General features: G+C 46.7%; 20 protein-coding genes. 13 read left to right on the forward strand and 7 right to left on the reverse strand.

The features are described 5' to 3' along the window. Positions 1-82: 82 nt before the first annotated feature. The 4 genes from ACZ5PW_RS07150 to ACZ5PW_RS07165 all read right to left on the reverse strand — a co-directional run bounded on the left by ACZ5PW_RS07150 (position 83) and on the right by ACZ5PW_RS07165 (position 3,943). Positions 83-880 carry a sirohydrochlorin cobaltochelatase gene (locus tag ACZ5PW_RS07150; RefSeq protein WP_464559344.1) on the reverse strand — a complete coding sequence of 266 codons (798 nt, stop codon included), beginning with the start codon at positions 878-880 and terminating at the stop codon, positions 83-85. 119 nt (positions 881-999) lie between these two features. Beyond that, positions 1,000-2,778, reverse strand: coding sequence for a chemotaxis protein CheA (locus tag ACZ5PW_RS07155; protein WP_464559346.1), 1,779 nt, complete (start codon positions 2,776-2,778; stop codon positions 1,000-1,002). A gap of 18 nt (positions 2,779-2,796) precedes the next feature. Next, a complete protein-coding gene (locus ACZ5PW_RS07160) occupies positions 2,797-3,522 on the reverse strand; it encodes a histidine kinase (protein ID WP_464559348.1) in 726 nt (241 codons plus the stop codon). Between the two features lie 25 nt (positions 3,523-3,547). After that, complete coding sequence (locus tag ACZ5PW_RS07165; protein WP_464559350.1) at positions 3,548-3,943, reverse strand: response regulator; 396 nt, start codon at positions 3,941-3,943, stop codon at positions 3,548-3,550. A 154-nt stretch (positions 3,944-4,097) separates the two neighbouring features. Between ACZ5PW_RS07165 and ACZ5PW_RS07170 the strand changes: the two genes are divergently transcribed. Then, positions 4,098-4,688: a TrmH family RNA methyltransferase gene (locus ACZ5PW_RS07170; RefSeq protein WP_464559352.1), complete on the forward strand. Its 591-nt coding sequence runs from the start codon at positions 4,098-4,100 to the stop codon at positions 4,686-4,688. Here ACZ5PW_RS07170 and ACZ5PW_RS07175 read toward each other — a convergent pair. After that, positions 4,677-6,329, reverse strand: coding sequence for a glycosyltransferase family 2 protein (locus ACZ5PW_RS07175; protein WP_464559354.1), 1,653 nt, complete (start codon positions 6,327-6,329; stop codon positions 4,677-4,679). The genes ACZ5PW_RS07170 and ACZ5PW_RS07175 overlap by 12 nt on opposite strands. A gap of 195 nt (positions 6,330-6,524) precedes the next feature. On the opposite strand from ACZ5PW_RS07175, the gene ACZ5PW_RS07180 reads away from it, so the two are divergent. From ACZ5PW_RS07180 to pdxA, 6 genes are all read left to right on the forward strand, one after another. Beyond that, entirely contained in the window at positions 6,525-7,133 is a 609-nt protein-coding gene (locus ACZ5PW_RS07180; protein WP_464559356.1) for an L-threonylcarbamoyladenylate synthase, read from the forward strand. A gap of 1,392 nt (positions 7,134-8,525) precedes the next feature. After that, the gene (locus tag ACZ5PW_RS07185) at positions 8,526-9,005 is read left to right on the forward strand and encodes an NUDIX domain-containing protein (RefSeq protein WP_464559358.1); all 480 of its coding nucleotides are present in this window, start codon (positions 8,526-8,528) and stop codon (positions 9,003-9,005) included. Positions 9,006-9,034: 29 nt separating this feature from the next. After that, the gene (gene glgA / locus ACZ5PW_RS07190) at positions 9,035-10,483 is read left to right on the forward strand and encodes a glycogen synthase GlgA (RefSeq protein WP_464559360.1); all 1,449 of its coding nucleotides are present in this window, start codon (positions 9,035-9,037) and stop codon (positions 10,481-10,483) included. Positions 10,484-10,491: 8 nt separating this feature from the next. Further along, positions 10,492-10,695 (forward strand): hypothetical protein, encoded by a 204-nt coding sequence (locus ACZ5PW_RS07195; RefSeq protein ID WP_464559362.1) that lies wholly within the window; start codon positions 10,492-10,494, stop codon positions 10,693-10,695. Positions 10,696-10,702: 7 nt separating this feature from the next. Further along, positions 10,703-12,601 carry a 1,4-alpha-glucan branching protein GlgB gene (glgB, locus tag ACZ5PW_RS07200; RefSeq protein WP_464559364.1) on the forward strand — a complete coding sequence of 633 codons (1,899 nt, stop codon included), beginning with the start codon at positions 10,703-10,705 and terminating at the stop codon, positions 12,599-12,601. A gap of 87 nt (positions 12,602-12,688) precedes the next feature. Further along, positions 12,689-13,684 carry a 4-hydroxythreonine-4-phosphate dehydrogenase PdxA gene (gene pdxA, locus ACZ5PW_RS07205; protein ID WP_464559366.1) on the forward strand — a complete coding sequence of 332 codons (996 nt, stop codon included), beginning with the start codon at positions 12,689-12,691 and terminating at the stop codon, positions 13,682-13,684. A 157-nt stretch (positions 13,685-13,841) separates the two neighbouring features. Here pdxA and ACZ5PW_RS07210 read toward each other — a convergent pair whose 3' ends face one another. Then, complete coding sequence (locus ACZ5PW_RS07210) at positions 13,842-14,102, reverse strand: hypothetical protein (RefSeq protein WP_464559368.1); 261 nt, start codon at positions 14,100-14,102, stop codon at positions 13,842-13,844. 213 nt (positions 14,103-14,315) lie between these two features. On the opposite strand from ACZ5PW_RS07210, the gene lpxB reads away from it, so the two are divergent. Both lpxB and ACZ5PW_RS07220 read left to right on the forward strand, forming a co-directional pair. Further along, complete coding sequence (gene lpxB / locus ACZ5PW_RS07215) at positions 14,316-15,455, forward strand: lipid-A-disaccharide synthase (RefSeq protein WP_464559370.1); 1,140 nt, start codon at positions 14,316-14,318, stop codon at positions 15,453-15,455. A gap of 19 nt (positions 15,456-15,474) precedes the next feature. Further along, positions 15,475-16,185: a hypothetical protein gene (locus tag ACZ5PW_RS07220; protein ID WP_464559372.1), complete on the forward strand. Its 711-nt coding sequence runs from the start codon at positions 15,475-15,477 to the stop codon at positions 16,183-16,185. Positions 16,186-16,309: 124 nt separating this feature from the next. Here ACZ5PW_RS07220 and ACZ5PW_RS07225 read toward each other — a convergent pair whose 3' ends face one another. After that, complete coding sequence (locus ACZ5PW_RS07225; RefSeq protein ID WP_464555685.1) at positions 16,310-16,627, reverse strand: TusE/DsrC/DsvC family sulfur relay protein; 318 nt, start codon at positions 16,625-16,627, stop codon at positions 16,310-16,312. Between the two features lie 455 nt (positions 16,628-17,082). On the opposite strand from ACZ5PW_RS07225, the gene ACZ5PW_RS07230 reads away from it, so the two are divergent. The 4 genes from ACZ5PW_RS07230 to ACZ5PW_RS07245 all read left to right on the forward strand — a co-directional run bounded on the left by ACZ5PW_RS07230 (position 17,083) and on the right by ACZ5PW_RS07245 (position 20,582). Then, entirely contained in the window at positions 17,083-17,364 is a 282-nt protein-coding gene (locus ACZ5PW_RS07230) for a hypothetical protein (protein ID WP_464559374.1), read from the forward strand. 406 nt (positions 17,365-17,770) lie between these two features. Next, positions 17,771-18,373, forward strand: a complete 603-nt coding sequence (locus ACZ5PW_RS07235; RefSeq protein WP_464559376.1) for an HD domain-containing protein — start codon at positions 17,771-17,773, stop codon at positions 18,371-18,373. Further along, on the forward strand, positions 18,339-19,247 hold the full coding sequence (locus ACZ5PW_RS07240; protein ID WP_464559378.1) for a D-alanine--D-alanine ligase family protein: 909 nt from the start codon (positions 18,339-18,341) through the stop codon (positions 19,245-19,247). Before ACZ5PW_RS07235 ends, ACZ5PW_RS07240 begins: the two co-directional genes overlap by 35 nt. Positions 19,248-19,304: 57 nt before the next feature. After that, positions 19,305-20,582 carry a 3-deoxy-D-manno-octulosonic acid transferase gene (locus ACZ5PW_RS07245; RefSeq protein WP_464559380.1) on the forward strand — a complete coding sequence of 426 codons (1,278 nt, stop codon included), beginning with the start codon at positions 19,305-19,307 and terminating at the stop codon, positions 20,580-20,582. Positions 20,583-20,606: the final 24 nt, after the last annotated feature.

The raw sequence follows: 20,606 nt of genomic DNA on the forward strand, positions 1-20,606 counted from the left end.
ATCTTTCAAAAAAATAATCGCACCGACATATAATGTTATATGCGGTGCGGAACATTGGCAAGAAAGGTTATTTGCGTAAATTTCAGTTTTCAAGTTCCTTGATTGCTTTTGCCAGATTATCCATCCAGCGTTCAGCGAAAACATCAAACTCCCCGATTCCTTGCGGAATGGTTTCAACTTCTATGCCGCGTGATGCCACAATGTTTTTCCAGGATTCGTTGTCTTCCCCGGCCATATCTTTTTTCACATGGTTTCCTGCACCGAAAAGGAGCGGGAGCATGTAAGCTTTTTTGATTCCGGATTCCCTGATCTTTTCAGCAATTGTAACAATACCATCTTCAGCGTTGAGCTTGCCGAGGTAAGCGGATTTATCTTTGGCTTCCAGAACCTGCTTGAATTTATCATAAAGTGCGTTTCCGCTGTCAGAGTATTTGGAGCCGTGGGCAACAAGAATCAGGGCTTCATTTTCCGGGTCCCGTTCCTCAATTAGGTTTAGGATTATATCGGAAACTTCATCTATTTCCTTGTCACCGGAAAGAAGAGGATTACCCACAACAGCTTTCTTAAGCGGGATATCTCCGCGCTCCACTCTGCCGATAAGCCGTTTTATATTATTGAATTCACTGCCGGGGATAACATGCAGGGACTGAACCACCACATGGGTTACGCCTTTTTCAGCCAGTTGTTCAAGATTCTGTTTTACAGTAGGCAGCTTCTGGCCCAGTTCTTTCATTTTTTTAAGCACATGGGTGGATGTGAACGCACTCTGGATTATGAGATCCGGGTATTTTTGCTGGGCCATCTTTAAAATATTTCCCAGGGCTGAACTCGCTGCCCTGTTGTTGGAACCGTGTGCTGCAAATAAGATGGCTTTTTTCATTAACTAGTCCTGTATTGATTTTTTGTTGGTCGGATAAAATGAACATGCATCAATAACAGAGAAATTCTGCATCGAAAAGTATTTTGAAACAGCGCCAAAAAATGTGATTCAGGGCGGGGCTAGTCTTCGGATATTCCCATCTGGCTTGTGATGAGTGCTTCAGTGTCTATGACCAGAGCATCTTTTTCACCCATCATGCCGAATCCCAGTATAGGCAGATTATATATGGTGTTGACGGGCAGGGTGAACCCGGTGACAACCGCTTTTTGCTGCCTGAGAACTTCATCCACCAGAATGGCTGCCGTGGTTTCGCCCAGTTTGACAAGGATGACTTTTGGAAAGACATCATCGGCAGGTTCAGGCAGTTCGAAAATCTTGTACATACGGATAAGCGGGTAGACTTTGCCGCGTACCGAAACAGTCTCCCGTCCATCCGGAAGGTCTGTGAATTCACGTTCACTCGGTTCGTAAACCTCCTGAACTTCCCGGCTCGGGAAGATGAATGTCTCATCGGCTATGGTGGCGATAAGGGCATCTACGATTCCTTCGTTCACCGATCGGCTAAGGGGAATGGCAATGGTGAAAGTCGAGCCTTTGCCCAGTTCGCTTTTGATGGATATTTTACCATCCAGAGTGTTTTTAATTGCTGAAACAACCGCATCCATTCCAACACCGCGCCCAGATATATCGGTTACTGAACTGGCGGTGGAAAAACCTGACTGAAGTATAAATTCGTAGATTTCCTCTTTAGAGTATTCTTTTTCCGGGTCGGCCAGTCCCCGTTCAAGGGCTTTGGATAGCAGTATGTCGGCATCAAGCCCTTTTCCGTCATCGGCAATTTTAATGTAGGCGAATTCGCCCTTGCGTGATGCGGAGAGGTGGACGTGACCGACTTCGTCTTTTCCGCACATCTGGCGGTTTTCTATGGATTCTATGCCATGGTCGAGCGCATTCCTTAGCAGGTGGACAAGAGGTTCGTTCAGGCATTCGACAATAGTCTTGTCCAACGCGAGGGTGTCTCCCTCAATGGTGAATTTAATACGCTTATCCAGCTTCTGGGAAGTTGATTTTACCAGTCTGTGCATGGGCATGAAAATCTGTTTCAGGGGAACAAGGCGGATTTCATCGACTTCCGACTGCAGGTTGCGGATGACTTTGTCCAGTTCCCCGAGACTTGAAGATATCTTTGAAATATTGTCGGTTTTTGTCTGGGCTATTACCGCGTAGGTCACCATAAGTTTTCCGACCAGTTCAATAAGCGAGTCAAGCTGCTGCGTGGAAACACGGATTGATGATATGGCCTGGGCATCTTTCTTTTTTTTAGCTGCAGCCCGGACTGCCTGGCTTTGTGTCTCGTCTTTAATCTCTTTGGCAGCATTTTTTTCCGCCTCGGGCTGATCCGATTCACTGTCCTCCTCCTGAAGAGAGGGGGCAGACTCCGTCTCTGTTTTTTCAGTTGGTTTGACAGTGCCGCCATCCATTTTTTCCCAGCCGTCTTCTTCGTCAGGAGTTTCGCCGACCATGGCTGCCATTTCGGCCATCATTTCCATTTCAGCTTTCTGGAGATCTTCATCGGATGAGCTGGTTGCCGGTATCTCTTCTTCTACAGAAGCTCGGGAATCAATCTTTACGTTTCCTTTGTCCAGAAGTCCGCCGATGCAATAATAGAATTTCTTTTGGGCTTCAGTGATGTCCAGCAGCGCGGTTATGAGTTCCGGGGTTATTGGAGTAATTCCATCTGTGAGCATATCCATCAGCGCGATTACCTGAGCAGAGGGCATCTTTACATGCTCAAGCCCAAGGTCCTGCAAAATGGAGTTTATGTCTCCCGAGCCGTGTTCAAGTTCTGTAATGGATTCTTGAAGTTGGCTTATGCAACTGGAAATACTGTCTTTCATTACCCATGTGCTCCGGCGTTAACTGAGAAAACTGTCCCTGTTTTCCAAAACCGAAAGGTAGTTTTGAAAACCCCAGGAATAAAAGATGCTGGTACAATGGCTGTTCATGCCTGTTATTCCGATCTCGTGAGTGTCAGAGTAGCTTGAAACAAGTTCAAAAAAAGAGGAACTGACAGACAGGGATGTCCCGAAATCTATGAGAATGGGCCTTCCGTCAGTTATGGAATCCAAAGTGGCGCTAACGGCTTCCAACTGGGTCGGATGATGAAGTCTTCTGGCCTTTATGGTTACAATTTCCGCTTCCGGCAGCGTTTCGGTCTCAATAGGATTTGAGGCTTCCGAATCTTGGGAGGAATCTGCTCTTCCTTCCCCCATAAGTCGGGATTCAATTTCGTCTGTGGTTCCCCTGTCGTAGCTTCCCGTGTTGCGCAACTGCTCAATGAGCATGAATATTGAGTTTACAGACTCAATGGCCAGAGCGATCTGCGGTAGACTATGCCCGACTTCTCCGGCCTGCATTTTTTTCAGAAAACTTTCGACCTTGTGAGTAAAGGCAGAGGCGGGCTCAAAACCGGACATGAATCCTGTCACACCTTTGATGGTATGCAGAGGGCGCGAAAGTATCTCGATACCTTCCTCAATACGCTGTTCATCAAGAAGATCAATGCCCTCAAGCACCTGCGGATAGTATTTGTCATTTACCTCCGAGAAAAATTCTTCAATAAGGGAATCATCTTCGCTCATAATACTCGCTCCGTCTTAACGGAATTTACTTTCGCAGCAGTCCGATCTTTTCAAGCTCTTCATACAATTTTTCTTTGACAACAGGCTTAACGATGTATGCCGAGGCTTCAACATCATGGAATGACTTTATGACTGTCTTGGCATCGTCAAGCGCTGTGGTCATGATTACTTTGGCTGGTGGATAGACTTCAGCGGAATTTTCATAATCCCTGATGGCGGTCAGCGCACTCAGTCCATCAACTTCGGGCATCATGATATCCATCAGAATAAGGGCATAAGGGTCACCTTCTTCATGGGCAAGCCTGTACGCCTCAATGGCTTCCTGACCGTTTACAACGATGTCAATATGGAAAAGTGGGGATAAAAATGTTGAAAGCAGCTTTCTGCCCACAAATTCATCTTCCGCTATCAGTGCTCGCATTAAAACCTCCATAATGGAAATATCATCTGAAATAATTACACATCATGATTTTTTTGGCAATTGAATGTCAATCTATTTCGGGAAAAATATACATCTATAATAATAGGAGTCCTCAACCTTGCCAACAGGTGAAAGGTGCTGTACCTAAACCGCCATGGAAAGACAGAGAACACCGCAACGAGAGGCTAGAGTCAGAGAAGTCTTGGGCAAGCGCCAAAAAGACTTCACCCTCATTATTGATAATGTATGGGATCCGCATAACGTTTCAGCCATTCTGAGAAGCTGTGATGCCTTTGGCATATATGGTATACACCTATACTATACAGAAGCTGAATGGCCACAGCTCGACAAGAAATCGTCCGCCTCGGGCAAGAAATGGGTTGAGCGTACAAGGCATAAAGATCCTGCTCAGATGATTGGCGGTTTACGGGATCAGGGTTATCAGATTCTGAGGACCGGTTTCTCTGAAACAGCAAGGCCGCTTATGGATTTTGACCTGAGTAAACCTTCTGCTGTTATTCTGAGTAATGAACACAGCGGAACAGCTCCAGAACTGGCTGAGCTGGTGCCTGATGAAGTTTATATTCCCATGCAGGGCATGATCCAGAGTTTCAATGTCTCAGTTGCAGCGGCTCTGATTCTTTATCATGGATTTACGCAGCGCTATGCCAAGGGAATGTACGACACTCCGTGTTTTTCCCCTGAAGAAATGGAAAAACTTACTTCTGAGTGGTTAGCCCGCTAGCTCTCTCCATTTTCTTTCGATGTCGGCCCAGAGCATCTGGAGGTCCTTCGAGAAAATTGCGGTGAGATCCTGTTCCGTGTATTTGCTTTCCAGTTTGATTTTGTTTCCAAAGACCTGTGCCATGGATTTGACATTTGAAGCTTTAGCCAGACTGGAGTGCTGGATATGACCGACTCCCAGTTGACCTGCATAAATGTGGGTGTAGCCGGACAGGCTGGCTCTCAAATCCCTTTCCAGATCATCGAACTGTGTAGGGTTGAAACGCACATCGAATCCACCGCATTTGTGCACCGCTTCCATGTTCAGCATGTGGCAGCAGCCGGAGAGGTGAACGGCCGGTCTCGTATAGCTGAACTGGCCGCAGTCAAAGGCGTTTCGGCAGCTGTCAAAAACCATTATCCTTTCTGTAAGTCCTTCAATCTGTGAGGTCCCTGTTCCTGGATTGAAAAGATGGTAGTCAGCCGACTGCAGACATTTCGGAGCGGTAGTTGAGGTTATCCGGCATCCTACAGCCCCCGGATTACCGTATCGGACAGCAGTACCGAGTATCTCTTCAAGCCAGTTTTCGGGCAGTTCAACATCATCATCAAGAAAGACAGCCCATTTGGATTTGCGAACTTCCGGTTCAGCCAGCAACCAGTTGCGGGCCGGAGGGGCTCCCACATTCACGGGGAGCTGTATTCCTTTATATTGTCCTTCCCTAAACAGGGCGCCCGCGTTGGCTACAACTTCTCCGGTTGAGTCGTTTGAGCCGTTATCCAGCGCGAACACTCTGGCGTCGCCTATGTTTGAACGGGCTACATTTTTAAGAGTGTTCTCAATAAGTTTGCCGTTGTTCCACGAATAAAGAAGAATGGCGACATCGGCACTGTTATCCAATACAGACTGTTTTTCTACCGGATAGAGCAGGGCATGAAGTTTCTGTCCCCAGTTAAGGTTCCATATATTTTCCCGCCACAGATTCCTGAGAGTTGAAATCCCGCTTTCTTTTTCTCCGCAACGCAGCAGGAGTTCCGCCCGGGTATATTCTTTCCAGAGAGACCATATTTCAGCGTCAAGTTCATTCAGTTCTTTAAAAGCTTGCTCGGGTGGGGTGTACAAAAAATTGTATTCTGCTTTAAGACGCTGTTTCAAATGTATTGTTTCGTTTTTCCAATCAATGAAATCCAGAGCGTTGAGGGGGAGTTCCGGGTTGCCCAGACGCAGTAGTGTGTTCCATGATCGGGAGAGCCACTGGATTCCGTCAGCTCCTTTTAAAATGGGAAAAAGGTGGCGGATGATCAGTTTACTGTCAGCAGACTGGAGCAGGTTGTCCAGATCTTGAACAGGAATATCTGCCGGAGGGACTGACACTATTTTTTCCAGAAGCCTTCTGCGGGGACCCGTGCTGTTATCCAGCTCAAGGCATCTGGATGCCGCGGATCGGTCTAGCGGATTCTGCATCCAGACAAGTGCGGCTAGGTCACGGCTGATGTCGAGCAGTTCTGAGTGTTCTTTGGAGAGATGCTCAAATACGTTTATTAGTCCGTTCTGGTGAGCTGGCTCTTCTGTTCCCATGGCCCACAGCGGTACTGTACTTTTTACGGTACTCAGAAAATTTTGGACTTCATATATATTGTAACTGTTTTCGGGAGAAGGCATTCAAGACTCCGTTTGTTCATGCTGTAACTTCCCTTTTATTAAGTCAAACTGAAGATAAAGTCATTCCGGATTGCAGTACAAATGATATTGCTGTGAATAGTGTGGGCTTAAGCATATTAAAAGGGACTGGACATAATGTAAAAAACTGGTATTAGTATTCGTTCCTCACGCTTGGATATTAATGGAGTTAACGGAATGACTGAACAGGAAGCTGTCCAAATAATAAAAACAGGTGGAGTCCTTATCTACCCCACGGAAACTCTTTTTGCCGTTGGAGCTGATGCCTGCGATGAAAAAGCAGCCAACCGGGTTGCACAGATAAAAGGACGTCCGGTATCCAAACCATTACCGCTTATTATCGGCAGTATGGAACAGCTTGACCTTGTTACTGACTTTGCTTCAGCCGAACTTCTCCGTCTTGCTAACCAGTTCTGGCCCGGATCATTGTCAATACTGGTCAAAGCCCGCCAGGAACTTCCGTCGGCCGTCAAGGATTCCAGAGGATACACTTCGGTGCGCTGGACGGATCACCCCCTTGCCAGCACATTATGCATGAAGGCAAGGACTCCGCTGATAGCCACCAGTGCAAATCTCAGTGGAAAACCTCCCACAGCTCTTGCTGGTAACCTTGATGATGAATTGATAGTTCAGGTTGAGGGAGTATATGACGGCAAGCCAGGCCCCAAAGGCGGTAGCCCCTCTACAGTTGTTGAGCCCCTCAAGGGAGGTAAGCTGAAAATCTTCAGGGATGGTGTCATCTCAAGGGGAACGCTTATTCGTTCTGGTTTCTCCATTATTGATTAGATGGATATTATATTGTTCACTAAGCCCGTCCCTGAATGGGGGCGGGCTTTTTTTGTATAAAATTTTATACTTCACTGCCGTTAAACTATTTATTCTGTCCTGAACGGATAGGTTCGGGGTGAGAAATATGATCTGTTTCAGACTCAACTCCATCCGTTTATGGAAATGGGGCAGGTTCATCTGTGGAAATTGAAGGTTCAATATATTAGATAAGGTAAAAAAAATTTAACTCTTTTTGGCTCTATAGCAGTGTTAGAAGAAGGGTAGTTAAATATCTTGTACTATAAAGAGTAAGTGGTTAATCCCGCATGGAATATTTTTGTTTATTTAATACAGAGTGTTATGTGTTTACAAAGTGGAGGTTCGTTTCTGGCGCAGTCTTTGCAATATCTAAGTCACCTTCATTCCTTTGCTGAAATAATGCTGAAAACGGGCCTCGCCAGAATTAACTGGCGAGGCCTTTTTCATTTCTTAGTATTTATTCTAGATATTTTCTAAATCCCACTCGAGTGTTCAATAATTTAAACCAGCATTGCTTGTTTTTTAGGGACAACTATCTATTGGTTAAAAATATTAAACCGTTTGGAAATGATCATAATATTTTCTTGTTATGTAAAGTTCATTGTTATCAAGTGGTTGAGTATGTTTGTGGTCTTGTGGGAGTTTTGGCACAGCTGTTGCTATATCTAAATTACCTTCATTCCTTTGCTGAGATAATGCTGAAAACGGGCCTCGCCAGAATTAACTGGCGGGGCCTTTTTCATTTTTCATGCTGTTGTCTGGGGGGTGTCCATGATTCAGCTGCCGTTAAATAATTTTAACCGGCACTACCTATATTCAGGGGGGAGCTGTCGGCTGGTTAAAAAAATTTAACCGTTTAAATAGCTTTTAATAAAATTAATTTTGATAAAAAGTCTGAATAATCAGTGTTTTATGTAGTTGTGGGCGAGGTGCGTTCTTTTGGCACAGCCGTTGCTATATTAAAATTACCTTCATTCTTTTGCTGAGATAGTAATGAAATAGGCCTCATCGGAAATAACTGATGGGGCCTTTTCATTTTTTATCCCCCTACCTTATTTGCTGATCTTTGATTGAGTTGAAGGCACAGGTTTCCCGGCTGAAACCAATTTGTCACGTCTACGTTATTTCCTGTTCTTGCTTTGTGCTATAGTAGTTGTCCACAGTTGAACCGATCTGAAAATTGCGGGCAATCTTCCGTTTCATAATCAGTAAAAAAAATTGAACAGCCCCTTTTGCAAGGCAGGATAACCGATTGTAAGAAAATACGAATCCTCTTGTCATGAAAGTTTATTCCGGTTAATAATCATAGTTGATTTTCCGTAGAATAATATTTGTTTTGTCAACTCAGATACAATTTTGAAGGCTACCATTATGCACGGCTCAAAACCTTGTCCCCGATGCGGTGAGGACATTGTTGTATACCGCAATCCTGTTCCTACAGTTGATATCATTATTTATGAACCTCAGCGGGGCGTGGTTCTAATTGAAAGGAACAATCCGCCTTTGGGCTGGGCTCTTCCAGGCGGATTTGTTGATTATGGCGAAACACTTGAACATGCTGCTGTACGGGAAGCCCGTGAAGAAACCGGCCTTGAAGTTTCCCTTACCGGCCTTGTCGGAGTTTATTCCATGCCCTGCAGGGATGACCGGCAGCATACCATCAGTGTGACATACAGCGCTGTAGCCAAAGACCCGGAAGCTTTGCTGGCGGGCGATGATGCTGGAGTCGCTAAATTTTTCCAGTTGGATGATCTGCCTGAGCTGGTCTTTGACCACAGGGATATCCTGGGGGATTTTTCATCCAACATTTTCAGGTTGCGCAAGCATGCCGCTGTAGGCGGATCTGATTAACAGGGTATTAAAAAAACGGAGTTGGATCAGTGCATGAGGTTTTGTACGTAACGTCAGAGATGTATCCTTTTTCCAAAACCGGCGGGCTGGGGGATGTAATGGGGGCTCTGCCACCCAGCATCAGCAGCAAGGGAGTTAAGACAGCCGTTATTACACCGTTTTACGGACGCATGAATCTGGATGGGCATAAATTGCGGCTCGTTTATTCCGATCTTCATGTGGGGTATCCCTGGCCGTCAACCACAGCTGAGATATATCAGACGGAATACGAAGGTCTCTCAGTTTATTTTGTGGCCCGGGGTGAGTATTTTGACCGTCGTCACTATTACAACACTCATAACGGGGATTATTTTGATAATTGTGAAAGGTTTATCTTTTTCTGCAAGGCTGTTCTGAAGTGGGCGCGACTGCTTCCCAGTCCTCCGGCTGTGATACATTCCCATGACTGGCAGTCCGCTCTTGTCCCGCCTTATTTGTACTTTGACCGTCTGCAGGATTCTTTCTGGTCGAACACCAAAAGTGTTACAACCATTCACAACCTTGCTTTTCAGGGCCGTTTTTCCGAACGTCTTTTCCATGAGTCCGGCCTTCCTGCGGAGGCCTGGTCCATGCATGGGGCTGAGTTTTTTGGCGATTTGAATATGCTCAAGGCCAGTGTGGCTTACAGTGATGCAGTCACGACGGTAAGCCCCACTTATGCTGATGAAATTCTGGGCCCTGAATTCGGGTGCGGTCTTGAAGGGTTTCTGAAAAGTCAGACCCACAAACTGACCGGGATTCTGAATGGAGCGGATTATAATGTTTGGGATCCGGGTAATGATAAGTTTCTACCCTGCTGTTATGGTCCGGGAGATATTTCCGGAAAGCAGGAATGCAAGAGAGCAATGCTTCGTGATTTCTATATGTCCGATCAGCTTGAGCATAAGCCGGTTCTGGGCTTTATCGGAAGGCTCCGGGATCAGAAGGGAATCGACCTGCTCATTGACATCCTTCCACGGCTGATGGAGAAGGAGGTGGGAGTAATTGTTCTCGGTGAGGGTAACCTGACCTATGAGGCCAGATTACTTGAACTTATGGAAGAATATCCGGGGCAGTTCTGCGTTCAGGTAGGATATACCGAAGACCTTGCTCACGGTATTCAGGCCGGAGCTGATATCTTTTTGATGCCTTCCCGCTATGAACCGTGCGGTCTGACACAGATTTACGCCCTGCGTTTCGGAACTCCTCCGGTTGCGACTGCCGTTGGTGGGTTGTGTGACACCATAACCTCATACCCGGATAAAGCTGCCACCGGATTCACCTTTGAACGGCCCGACCCCGAAATGTTTTTCAAGGCCATCATGCAGGCTGTTGAACTTTGGCATGATCGGAAAGAGTGGACGGGAATGGTCCGCCGGGCAATGCTCCGGGAATTTACTTGGGACCGTTCTGCGGACGAGTATATAAATCTGTACCGAAAGCTTGGTGCAAGAATTTAGAGGTGCAAATGTCCCTTAAACAAATTGAAGAGCTTGCTGAAAGATTGCACGTGGATATCGAAGGACTTAATCTTGTGGAGGCAGTACGTCTGCTCCAGCGTCTGGAAGGAAATTATGACTGCTTTGCCCGGGCGGAAAGCGGCTTCTGTGATCAGACAGACTGCCTTTTCTACATCGAGTGCATGGAAAACTCTACTAAATCCGAGGATTGAACCGCTCATGCCTGATACTTTGCCTACATATATTGCACCGTTTGACCTTTTCCTGTTCGGTAAAGGGGAACACTGGGACCTCTACCGAATTCTCGGTGCGCATTTTGATATTCAGGAGGAACAGGAAGGATACCGATTTGCCGTCTGGGCTCCCAATGCTCGTGAAATTCATGTAACCGGTGATTTCAATGACTGGAATACCAGAGTCAACCCCCTTTTCCCTGTAGGTGTTTCAGGTATCTGGGCCGGATTTATTCCCGGGGTGAAGCCCGGACAGATGTATAAATACAGTGTTGTAAAAAAAGACGGCCATGAGGTGCTCAAGACCGATCCTTTTGCTTTTCGCACTGAAATGCGCCCTGGACATGCTGCTGTTACATGGGGGCTGGATAATTATGAATGGGAAGATGAAGGCTGGATGGCGAAACGCCGAGAAACCGGGCTACCGCTGGAAAAACCTATTTCCTGTTATGAGGTTCATCTGGGGTCCTGGCGCCGTGAAGGCTGGAATTACCGTTCTTACCGCCAGCTTGCTGAAGAACTTATACCATATGTTAAGGATATGGGATTCACTCATATCGAACTTATGCCCATCGCTGAACACCCGCTTGATGAATCATGGGGGTATCAGACGACCCATTATTATTCGCCGACCTCTCGTCATGGAAATCCCGATGATCTCCGTTACCTGATCGATAGATGTCATCAGGAGGGAATAGGTGTGATTCTGGACTGGGTTCCGGGGCATTTCCCCAAAGACGATTGGGGGCTGGGACGTTTTGACGGCACGGCCCTTTATGAGCATGCCGATGCCAGAAAAGGGGAACATCCGGACTGGGGAACCTATATTTTCAACTTCGGGCGTCATGAAGTCAGCAATTTTCTGTTGGCCAATGCTCTTTACTGGCTCAAGGAATTTCATATCGACGGTCTGCGTATTGATGCTGTCGCTTCGATGCTTTATCTTGATTATTCACGCCGCGAAGGGGAGTGGATACCCAACGAACACGGCGGTAATGAGAACATTGATGCCATTGAACTTTTAAAGAACCTGAACATGGTGGTTCATGATCAGTTCCCCGGTGCGATGATGATCGCCGAGGAATCCACTTCATGGCCCGGGGTTTCGCGTCCGGTCTACACTGGCGGGCTTGGCTTTACTTTCAAATGGAATATGGGGTGGATGAACGATACTCTCAGCTATATTGAGAAAAGTCCTATCCATAGGGCATATCATCATAATAATCTGACCTTTTCCATGATATACGCCTTCAGTGAAAACTTTTTCCTTCCTATTTCTCATGATGAGGTTGTGCACGGAAAAGGGGCGCTTCTTTCGAAAATGCCCGGAGACATGTGGCAGCAGATGGCTAACCTGAGGCTCCTGTTCAGTTATCAGTGGGCTCATCCAGGCAAGAATCTTCTGTTCATGGGGTGTGAGTTCGGCCAGTGGAATGAATGGAACTGCCGCCAGGAACTGGATTGGAGCTTGCTTGGTTTTCCATCCCATCAGGGGATTCGAAATACTGTTATTGATCTGAACAGGGTCATGCATGAAAATCCGGCCATGTATAAGCATGATAATGACTGGTCAGGTTTTGAGTGGGTGGACTTTTCGGATTTCAGGTCTTCCGTGCTGAGTTTTCTGCGTAAGAGTGAAGGTGATAAGCCCGTGCTGTGGGTTTTCAACTTTACCCCTGTGGTCCGTCAGGGATATTGCCTCGGTTGTCCCGAAGGCGGAAGCTGGTCGGAGATTTTTAATTCAGACGCTGAAATTTACGGCGGGTCAAATGTCGGTAATGTCGGCAAGGTAGAGTCTAGGAAGGCAGGAGATATCGGTGCTTTCCCGTATTATCTTGAGTTGACATTGCCGCCTCTTGGAGCCATAGCTCTTAGGCCGGAGTAATTAATTTACCCGTGAATATGCCTCCGGCAGGATTTTAAATCTGCCGGAGGTTTTTGTTTTTTAATACTAGAAACAACAGTAAAAATTATGAAAAAAGAAATATGTGTGACTTTGGGCGATCCTAACGGGCTGGGACCTGAATTGGCCTGCCGCATGTTTTCAGAACATGCAGCGGACCGTGCTTATCTTATGATCGGTCCGGAGAACGGATTGCTATGGCATTTAAATAATCTCGGGTTGCAGAAATTCTATACTGTGCTGGATGATCCCTTAAAAATATCAGGTGCTGAGGCCGGATACTATTTATATACCCCGCAAGAACTTAGCGATTTTGAACTTAAAGTGGGCAAAGCCGATCCTGAGGGAGGTCGTTGTGCGGGGGAATCTCTGGAAAAAGCCATGGAGCTGCTTAATTCGGGAGTTGTAGCAGGACTGGTCACCTGTCCGCTCCACAAAGCCATGCTGCAACTGGCAGGATTTGATTTTCCCGGTCACACGGAGTTTCTCGCGACAAGGTCCGGTGTGGGGCGTGAAAATGTGTGCATGCATCTTGGAGGTCCGAAGCTAAAGGTCAGCCTTGTCACAACCCATCCCAGATTTGTCGATATTCCGGGGCTTATTACTGAAGATAGAATACTGCGCTGTATTGATCTGACCGACAGGCTGGTTAAATCACTGGGGCTGGATGCTCCTGTCGCGGTATGTGGATTGAATCCGCATGCCGGGGAGTCGGGCCGTATTGGAACAGAGGAAATAGAAATAATAGAACCGGCCATAAGAAAGGCAGTCGAACAAGGCTACAACGTGGAAGGTCCTTTTCCCGGCGATACCATTTTTCATTTTGCCGCTGAAGGAAAATACAGCGCTGTTCTGGCCATGTACCATGATCAGGGTCTTGCGCCCTTGAAGCTGTTGCATTTCAGTGAGGCGGTAAACATCACCCTCGGTCTGCCTTTCCCGAGAACATCCCCGGATCATGGCACAGGGTATGATATTACCGGAACCGGCAAGGCCTCTCTTGCAAGCTTCAGGTTGGCGGTAGAGTCAGCGGAAATGATGGTGGATACACAAAACACCAGATAACGGTCCAGTTATCAGCTCTGCGTCGAATTTGGATTATTTCGTTGAAGAATGGATAATTCTAATAAGATAAGAAATTATTGTGTTCTGGGGAGAGGGACTCTAAGAGCCCTCTCCCGCAGCCGCATGAGGTCCGCATGCCTCTGGCGGAATAAAAAATCTACACGCCGAACGGGCCGAACTTTTTAACGTATTCCTGAAGTTCTTCCCAGAGGTGCTCGGAAAATTTATCGTATTTTTCGGCGGCAGTGTCGTAGCTTTCAAGTTTTTTAACAACGTTCGCAGCTTTATCGTAAACGTTCTTGAATTCTGCTTCGTCCATGCCTGCCATCTGCATTGCTTCTTCTTTGGAAAGGTGGCCGGTATGGGCAAAAACCCCGGACAGAACGCCCATCATTTGTTTTACGTTCTTTTGAGCCATTTCGCACTCCTTAATAAAAAGTAATAATTAGTAAAACCTCGTCAGCATCATTGCTGTTAACACTATTTTCCTCATAATTGCAAGCGGTTCGCAGAACATTAACCGAATTAATGATATGTTTTTCACAAACTTTACTGGCAGCTTTTGTTAATATTGCTTTTTGTATGTCCCGAACGTATTGTTTTACTTTGCAATGAACTTAAGAGAGATATAATGGATAAATTCAATAATAATATATGGATAAATGCCGGGGAAGCTTCCGGTGAGATGCACGGGGCAATGCTTGCCAAAGAACTGATGAAGCAGGATCCGGGTGTTAAAATAATGGGCATGGGCGGTCCGGACATGGAAAAGGCCGGATGTGATATTCGTTATTCCATGCAGCTGATCAATCTGGTTGGATTCACAGAGGTCTTTCCAAAGCTTCCCCGCCTGTTGAAGCTATTCGGCGAGATCGAGGAGGTTTTCAAGAAAGAGCGGCCTAAAGCCGTTGTCCTTATTGATTGCCCGGATTTCAATTTCAGACTCGTTAAAATTGCGCACAAACTGGGAATTCCGGTCTATTATTATATAACGCCCCAGATCTGGGCCTGGCGGCAGGGCAGAGCCAAATTTTTACAAAAGTATGTGCGCAAGATTCTGTGCATTCTTCCCTTTGAGCAGCAGTTTTTCAAGGAAAGGCGAGTGGATGCGCAATATGTGGGACATCCGCTTCTGGACATTATCCCTCTGAGTGAGCTTGATGCTATTGAACCTGATACGAATCTGGTGGGAATTCTTCCGGGCAGCCGCAGCAAGGAGATTTCATCTCTCCTTCCGGAATTTGCCAAAGCAGCAGAAATGATTGCCGCAGATTTTCCCGAAGTGCGTTTCTCTATTGCAAGGGCTCCGGGAGTGAAAGAGAGCAGACTGCGTCAGTTGTGGCCCGAAAATCTGCCCGTTACCATCAATGAGCCGGAAAATCGTTATCGGCTGATGCGAAATTCAAATGTGATAATGGCTGCATCTGGAACTGCAACACTTGAATGCGCCTTGATCGGAACTCCTACGCTGGTGGCGTATAAAATGTCGGCACTTTCGGGTTTACTGGCTAAAAAGGTGCTGAAAATTAAATATGTAAGTCTCGCGAACATTATTCCTGACAAATCAATCCTGCCTGAATTTCTGCTTGAAAATGCTACCGCTGATAATTTTTATGGTCAGGTAAAGCAGTGGCTGGGGAGTCCGGAGTCAGCAAGGGCTGTGCGTGGTGAACTGGAACATCTGCGTGAACTTATCGGTGATCCTGGAGTTGCAGGGCGGACGGCCGGAATTATTCTGGATGACATGAAACACGGGCATGGAGACCTCTAAGAAGTCGTGAGATTATGTCATGAAAAAAATATTATTGCTTATTACTTTGCTGTCCACGGTGGCTCTGTGTGGGTGTATGGCTCAGAAGATTCCGGGAAAGTATGGATTTTATTCAACGAAATCTCCATCTCTGAGTGTTAAGTTCAATGGTTTGGAGTATTTGGGTGAGTTCAGGGAGAAAAGAGGAGTCGTCAGTGCGCAAACTTATTACTATTCTGATGTGGATGGCGGGCAGGGAGCCTGGGTTGAGATAATACATACACGGGAAGGATGGAATGTGAGTCCCGCGAAGGTTCCCGGCGAAGAGCAGCCCAATACAGGGGTTCATGTTCGTGAGTTTGGCGGGGATGATTACTACTGCCGTACTTTTATTGTTAAGCCCGGCTCTGGTGATAGAGGTCTTGCCGCACTTTCCGACTTCACGGTCGTTAGAATCTGCACCAGACTGATATCTTCCTCCAAAAGGATCTCAATCGGCTATGCAGGCAGAGTCGACAAGAAACAGGCTGGAAAAATATTCGAATCGAATTATTATGGGGAACTTACTCAGGAGCAGAAAGATTTCTTTAAAGCCTTCAATCACCGTGCTGATTCTGCCCTTTTAATGACGAAGTATCAAAAAGATGATTTGGGCGAAAAAATAGAAAATCCCCGGATGCTTGAAAATCCCTGGTATAAGTTTACAGATTTTATGTCCTTGAAGCGGCAGATCAGGAAGGTAGGTCGCTGATATTTCAAGGGAGAGCGCAAAAAAAACCCCGGAGCCAATCTCCGGGGTTTTTCTGACTTTGGAACAAAAACGAAACGGCCACCGCGGCCATTGCGTTTCACAATCTGAAATTAACTGTATTGGACTATACGCAGCCGGTGGGCTTGGGCAGACCAGCCATCTTACATGCTCCTTTACCGGGTCCGGAGGGGAACAGTTCATAGATGTGCTTCAGCTTGAATCCGGTGACCTTGGAAAGGATGCGAACCATAGGTGCGATACCGTTCTTCTTGTAGTAGTCCTGCAAGAAGTCGATAACTTTCTGGTGCTCTTCGTTCAGTTCTTTGATACCTTCGCTTTCTTTAACGAAGTCAACCCATTCGGGGCTCCAATCTTCGAACTTAAGAAGGAAACCATCTTCATCAACGTCAAAGCTTTTGCCCTGATATTCAACGATTGCCATGTAAAACCTCCTAAAAAAAATTAATAGATAAACGGTAAACCGTTTTACCTCATCAGGCTATAGTGACTTTCCTCGAAACACAGTTCCGGGAAAAATGTCTCACTCACCCACACTGGGAATTAAAACCTAGGCAAAAAAAATTCAAGGAAAATATTGAGCTATCTGGAACATTTCATAAAAAGTGAATGGTTGTACAGTACAATGATACCGCACATATTAAGCGATAATGGCTCATCATTGAAGCGGCGTTCGCATATATTCAAGATCTAGTAATTCAAGAAAAACGTCATGTCGGCCTCAGCTTGATATTCCTTAACAAAATTTGCCGGGTAGCAGATTCTTAACTGGGCAGAATAATCCAGCTTATGTTCTTTAAGAATATGAAATTATTATGTTTAAAATTTAGGGGAACGATTTTTGTATTATCTGAGGTCATATAATCAGGAGGAATCAAAATGGAAATAAGTTTTGTAAGGGAAACAGCTAATGCTCCGTTTAAAAATGATAATACCCCCAAGGAACCTGCAAATTCTCAAGTGACCCGTGCAGATCGTCTGGACAGTGTTTCCGGCAATATCAGAACGGGGCTGCGTTCTACTGAAGCCAATCCTGACCAGCTTCTGGAACAGACAATGGAAGCCGGGGCAAGTGAAGGTGCGATCAGTGATGCACATGATTTCAACATGGCCAGAGTTATGGAACTCCTGTCGGATCCTTTGCTGCATGAAGATATCTGATCTGCCGGGGGAATATTTTTCCTTACCCGTTACAGGCAGTCAGATAGCAGGCAAAGCCCCCCCCGCTGCTGTCTTGAAAATACAAAATTCAGGCATGGCTAACCTCCTTTATTCAAGGTGTTTTACTTTTGTCCGGCATTTTTCCTGCATCAATAATTCAGTTGGTTCAGACTGTTCATTAAAGTCAGGTTCTCTGTCACAGTCACGGACATAGTAGCCTTATGAAAATATCGTTTTCATGAAATGAAGGCAAAGCCCCGGAGTGTTGAATTCCGGGGCTTTGCCTTTTTATGCACAAAGTGGTAACAGAAGGAAGTTTCAGCCTGCAACTGAGCACAACAATTTTTCTATGAATAAAATCGAATTGAAAAAATCCCCAGCAAAAAAATCTCCCGGATATCCTCCGATGGAGTCGGCACTACTGCCTCCTCCACCGGTCAGGCTTGATCCTCAATGGACTGTTCCTTCCGCAGAGCAGTGCACAGGATGGTGGGATGACTACTCCATGTTTGAGAATATAAAAGCTCACAGCAGACTTGTTGCCGGTGTCGCGGTTCAGGTGGGCACAATGGCAAAGGATGCGGGAGTGGATGTCGATGTTCCCACCATACAGGCTTCGGCCTTAATGCATGATATTGCGAAGAGCTACTGCATTGATAACGGTGGTAATCACAGCCAGCTCGGCGCTGCATGGACCATGAAGCTGACCGGCAATCCGGCTGTGGCAATGGGGGTGCTTCATCATGTCTTCTGGCCTTTTGAGCCTGACGCTGAAAAATATTTCCTTCCGTTGGTCGTTAGCTACGCGGACAAGCGCGTTATGCACGATACCCTGACTACACTTGAGAAAAGATTCGGTGACCTGAAAGTAAGATACGGGAAGACCGAAAAAATAGTACAAAGAATTCAACAAACCTACGAGCAGGCTCTTGTTCTGGAAGAGCGGCTCGGCAAGCTGATCGGAGTAGATCTCAATGCATGTTCTTTTGATAGCGGGCGGCTGGTCTGATGAACGCGAAGTCTCCTTAAGCGGAGCCAAAGGCATTCATAAAGCCCTTCTGGAGCTTGGGCATGAGGTTGAACTTCTCGACCCTGCCAAAGAATTTGCCGACATTCTTACCCGTGCCGGACATGCTGATTTCGCTTTTATCAATCTCCATGGATCACCCGGTGAAGACGGTCTTATACAGGCCATGCTGAATCAGGCTGGATGTCCCTATCAGGGGTCCGAGCCGGAAAGTTCTTTTCTGACATTGAACAAAGCTGCAACGAAGGCTGTATTCGACAGAAACGGAATCCGGACTCCGAACTGGGAATTGATTTGTCCCGCAGAGGGGTGCAAGGGGCTTGAAAAGCTTGAGGTTCCGGTTTTTATTAAACCTAATTCCGGCGGCTCCAGTCTGGGGATGACCTTTGCCCGTACAGAAGATGAAATGAAAAAGGGGATTGAAACTGTATTTAGTCTCGGCGACAGTGCTCTCGTGGAAGAGTATACCAAAGGGATTGAGGTTACCTGTGGTATCCTTGATAACGAACCGCTGCCGTTGATTCTTATCACTCCTCCTGATCAGGCCGAATTCTTTGATTATCACAGTAAATACGCTCCGGACGGAGCGGAAGAAATCTGCCCTGCTCCCATTGACGCTGATTTGACTGAAGAGATTCAGCAGATCACTTTGAAAGTCCACAGGCTTCTCGGGCTGGCGGACTACAGCAGGGCTGATTTTATAATTTCAGAGGGAGTTCCCTATCTGCTGGAGGTGAATACACTTCCCGGCATGACTCCCACCAGTCTGGTCCCGCGCGCCGCGAAGGCCGCTGGCTACTCTTTCAATGAATTGATAGCGAGGCTCATTGAGCTGGGACAGAGGAAAAGGAAATAATTTTTAACAGGCCTGCCGGTGCGGCGGACCACGGAACGGAAAAGTCAGGATCAACACATGTCAAAATCTCTCAAGCTCAGGACAGCTTCATTTCTCTACGGCCTCGGCTGGAAAGCCGCCATCCCTTTTCTAAAGCGCAATGATCGTCTTAAAGAAGGTTTTGACCACAGAACCTTGAAGCACAGTCTGCCGCCTCAGGCGGATATCTGGATTCAGGCCGCTTCAGCGGGAGAGGCTAAAATTGTTACCAGAATCATGGACAGCATTTCCATGGAGCGTCCCACAAGGTTTCTTCTGACCACTAATACCTCACAGGGCCTTACAGAGCTTGAGCGGACTGCTTACAGGCTCAATCCCAACACAAGAAATATTTCAGCGGCTACTACTTATTTTCCTTTTGACAGTCCTGAGCTGGCAAAAAAAGCACTTGAAGCTGTACGTCCCAAACTGGTGGTTCTGGTTGAAACTGAAATATGGCCCGGTTTTCTTGCCGCTTGCAAGGAAATGGGAGTGAAAGTTATGATAATCAACGGGCGTATGACCACCAAAAGTCTTGCCGGTTATATGGCTTTTCCTGATTTCTTCCGCTCTGTAGCCCCCGAGGAAATTCTGGCTATTTCAGAGGAAGACGCTATCCGTTTCAAGACCCTGTTCGAAATAGACAAGGTCGGAACTATGCCCAATGTGAAGTTTGACGGAACCGGAACCGCGGAGGCAGTTCCCTACACAGCCAACCCGCTTTCTTCCATTTTCAGGCCCAAGACACCGTTTATTATCCTGGGGTCCGTGCGTAAGGAAGAAGAGTCACAGGTCCTGAAGCTGGTAGAGGGGCTGAAAGCAGAGCGTCCCAAGACTGTGATTGGGCTTTTCCCGCGCCATATGCACCGTATTGATGCCTGGAAATCCATGCTTGAGGAAGCGGGGCTGCCTTGGGTGCTCCGCTCGGAGATTGATGGAAGCGCTCCTTTCGGACATGTAGTTCTCTGGGATGTCTTTGGTGAAATGAGTTCAGCCTTTTCCCTTGCCCGTGCTGCATTCATCGGTGGCTCCCTTGCTCCCGTGGGCGGGCAGAATTTTCTGGAACCGCTTTCCCACGGAGTGACTCCGGTTATCGGTCCGTACTGGTCTAATTTTACCTGGGTCGGAGAAGAAATTTTTGAAAGCAAACTTGCCAGACAGGAAAAGGATTGGGAATCGGTTTTGAAAGCACTTCTGGATATCAGTAAACGTGCTTTCAAACCAGAGAAGGTCAAGAAGGATTTCGAGAAATATCTCGATGGAATGCGCGGTGGTACCGATGCGGCGTGTGCTGCCATCAAGCGTAATTTAAATTAGTCTTCGGATACATCAGGCTGCATG

The sequence above is a fragment of the Maridesulfovibrio salinus genome, from assembly GCF_055394525.1.

Coding starts and splice junctions, on each gene's coding strand:
- ACZ5PW_RS07150 (WP_464559344.1), bottom strand. CDS start 880: ATGAAAAAAGCCATCTTATTTGCAGCACACGGTTCCAACAACAGGGCA.
- ACZ5PW_RS07155 (WP_464559346.1), bottom strand. CDS start 2,778: ATGAAAGACAGTATTTCCAGTTGCATAAGCCAACTTCAAGAATCCATT.
- ACZ5PW_RS07160 (WP_464559348.1), bottom strand. CDS start 3,522: ATGAGCGAAGATGATTCCCTTATTGAAGAATTTTTCTCGGAGGTAAAT.
- ACZ5PW_RS07165 (WP_464559350.1), bottom strand. CDS start 3,943: ATGCGAGCACTGATAGCGGAAGATGAATTTGTGGGCAGAAAGCTGCTT.
- ACZ5PW_RS07170 (WP_464559352.1), top strand. CDS start 4,098: ATGGAAAGACAGAGAACACCGCAACGAGAGGCTAGAGTCAGAGAAGTC.
- ACZ5PW_RS07175 (WP_464559354.1), bottom strand. CDS start 6,329: ATGCCTTCTCCCGAAAACAGTTACAATATATATGAAGTCCAAAATTTT.
- ACZ5PW_RS07180 (WP_464559356.1), top strand. CDS start 6,525: ATGACTGAACAGGAAGCTGTCCAAATAATAAAAACAGGTGGAGTCCTT.
- ACZ5PW_RS07185 (WP_464559358.1), top strand. CDS start 8,526: ATGCACGGCTCAAAACCTTGTCCCCGATGCGGTGAGGACATTGTTGTA.
- ACZ5PW_RS07195 (WP_464559362.1), top strand. CDS start 10,492: ATGTCCCTTAAACAAATTGAAGAGCTTGCTGAAAGATTGCACGTGGAT.
- glgB (WP_464559364.1), top strand. CDS start 10,703: ATGCCTGATACTTTGCCTACATATATTGCACCGTTTGACCTTTTCCTG.
- pdxA (WP_464559366.1), top strand. CDS start 12,689: ATGAAAAAAGAAATATGTGTGACTTTGGGCGATCCTAACGGGCTGGGA.
- ACZ5PW_RS07210 (WP_464559368.1), bottom strand. CDS start 14,102: ATGGCTCAAAAGAACGTAAAACAAATGATGGGCGTTCTGTCCGGGGTT.
- lpxB (WP_464559370.1), top strand. CDS start 14,316: ATGGATAAATTCAATAATAATATATGGATAAATGCCGGGGAAGCTTCC.
- ACZ5PW_RS07220 (WP_464559372.1), top strand. CDS start 15,475: ATGAAAAAAATATTATTGCTTATTACTTTGCTGTCCACGGTGGCTCTG.
- ACZ5PW_RS07225 (WP_464555685.1), bottom strand. CDS start 16,627: ATGGCAATCGTTGAATATCAGGGCAAAAGCTTTGACGTTGATGAAGAT.
- ACZ5PW_RS07230 (WP_464559374.1), top strand. CDS start 17,083: ATGGAAATAAGTTTTGTAAGGGAAACAGCTAATGCTCCGTTTAAAAAT.
- ACZ5PW_RS07235 (WP_464559376.1), top strand. CDS start 17,771: ATGGAGTCGGCACTACTGCCTCCTCCACCGGTCAGGCTTGATCCTCAA.
- ACZ5PW_RS07240 (WP_464559378.1), top strand. CDS start 18,339: ATGCATGTTCTTTTGATAGCGGGCGGCTGGTCTGATGAACGCGAAGTC.
- ACZ5PW_RS07245 (WP_464559380.1), top strand. CDS start 19,305: ATGTCAAAATCTCTCAAGCTCAGGACAGCTTCATTTCTCTACGGCCTC.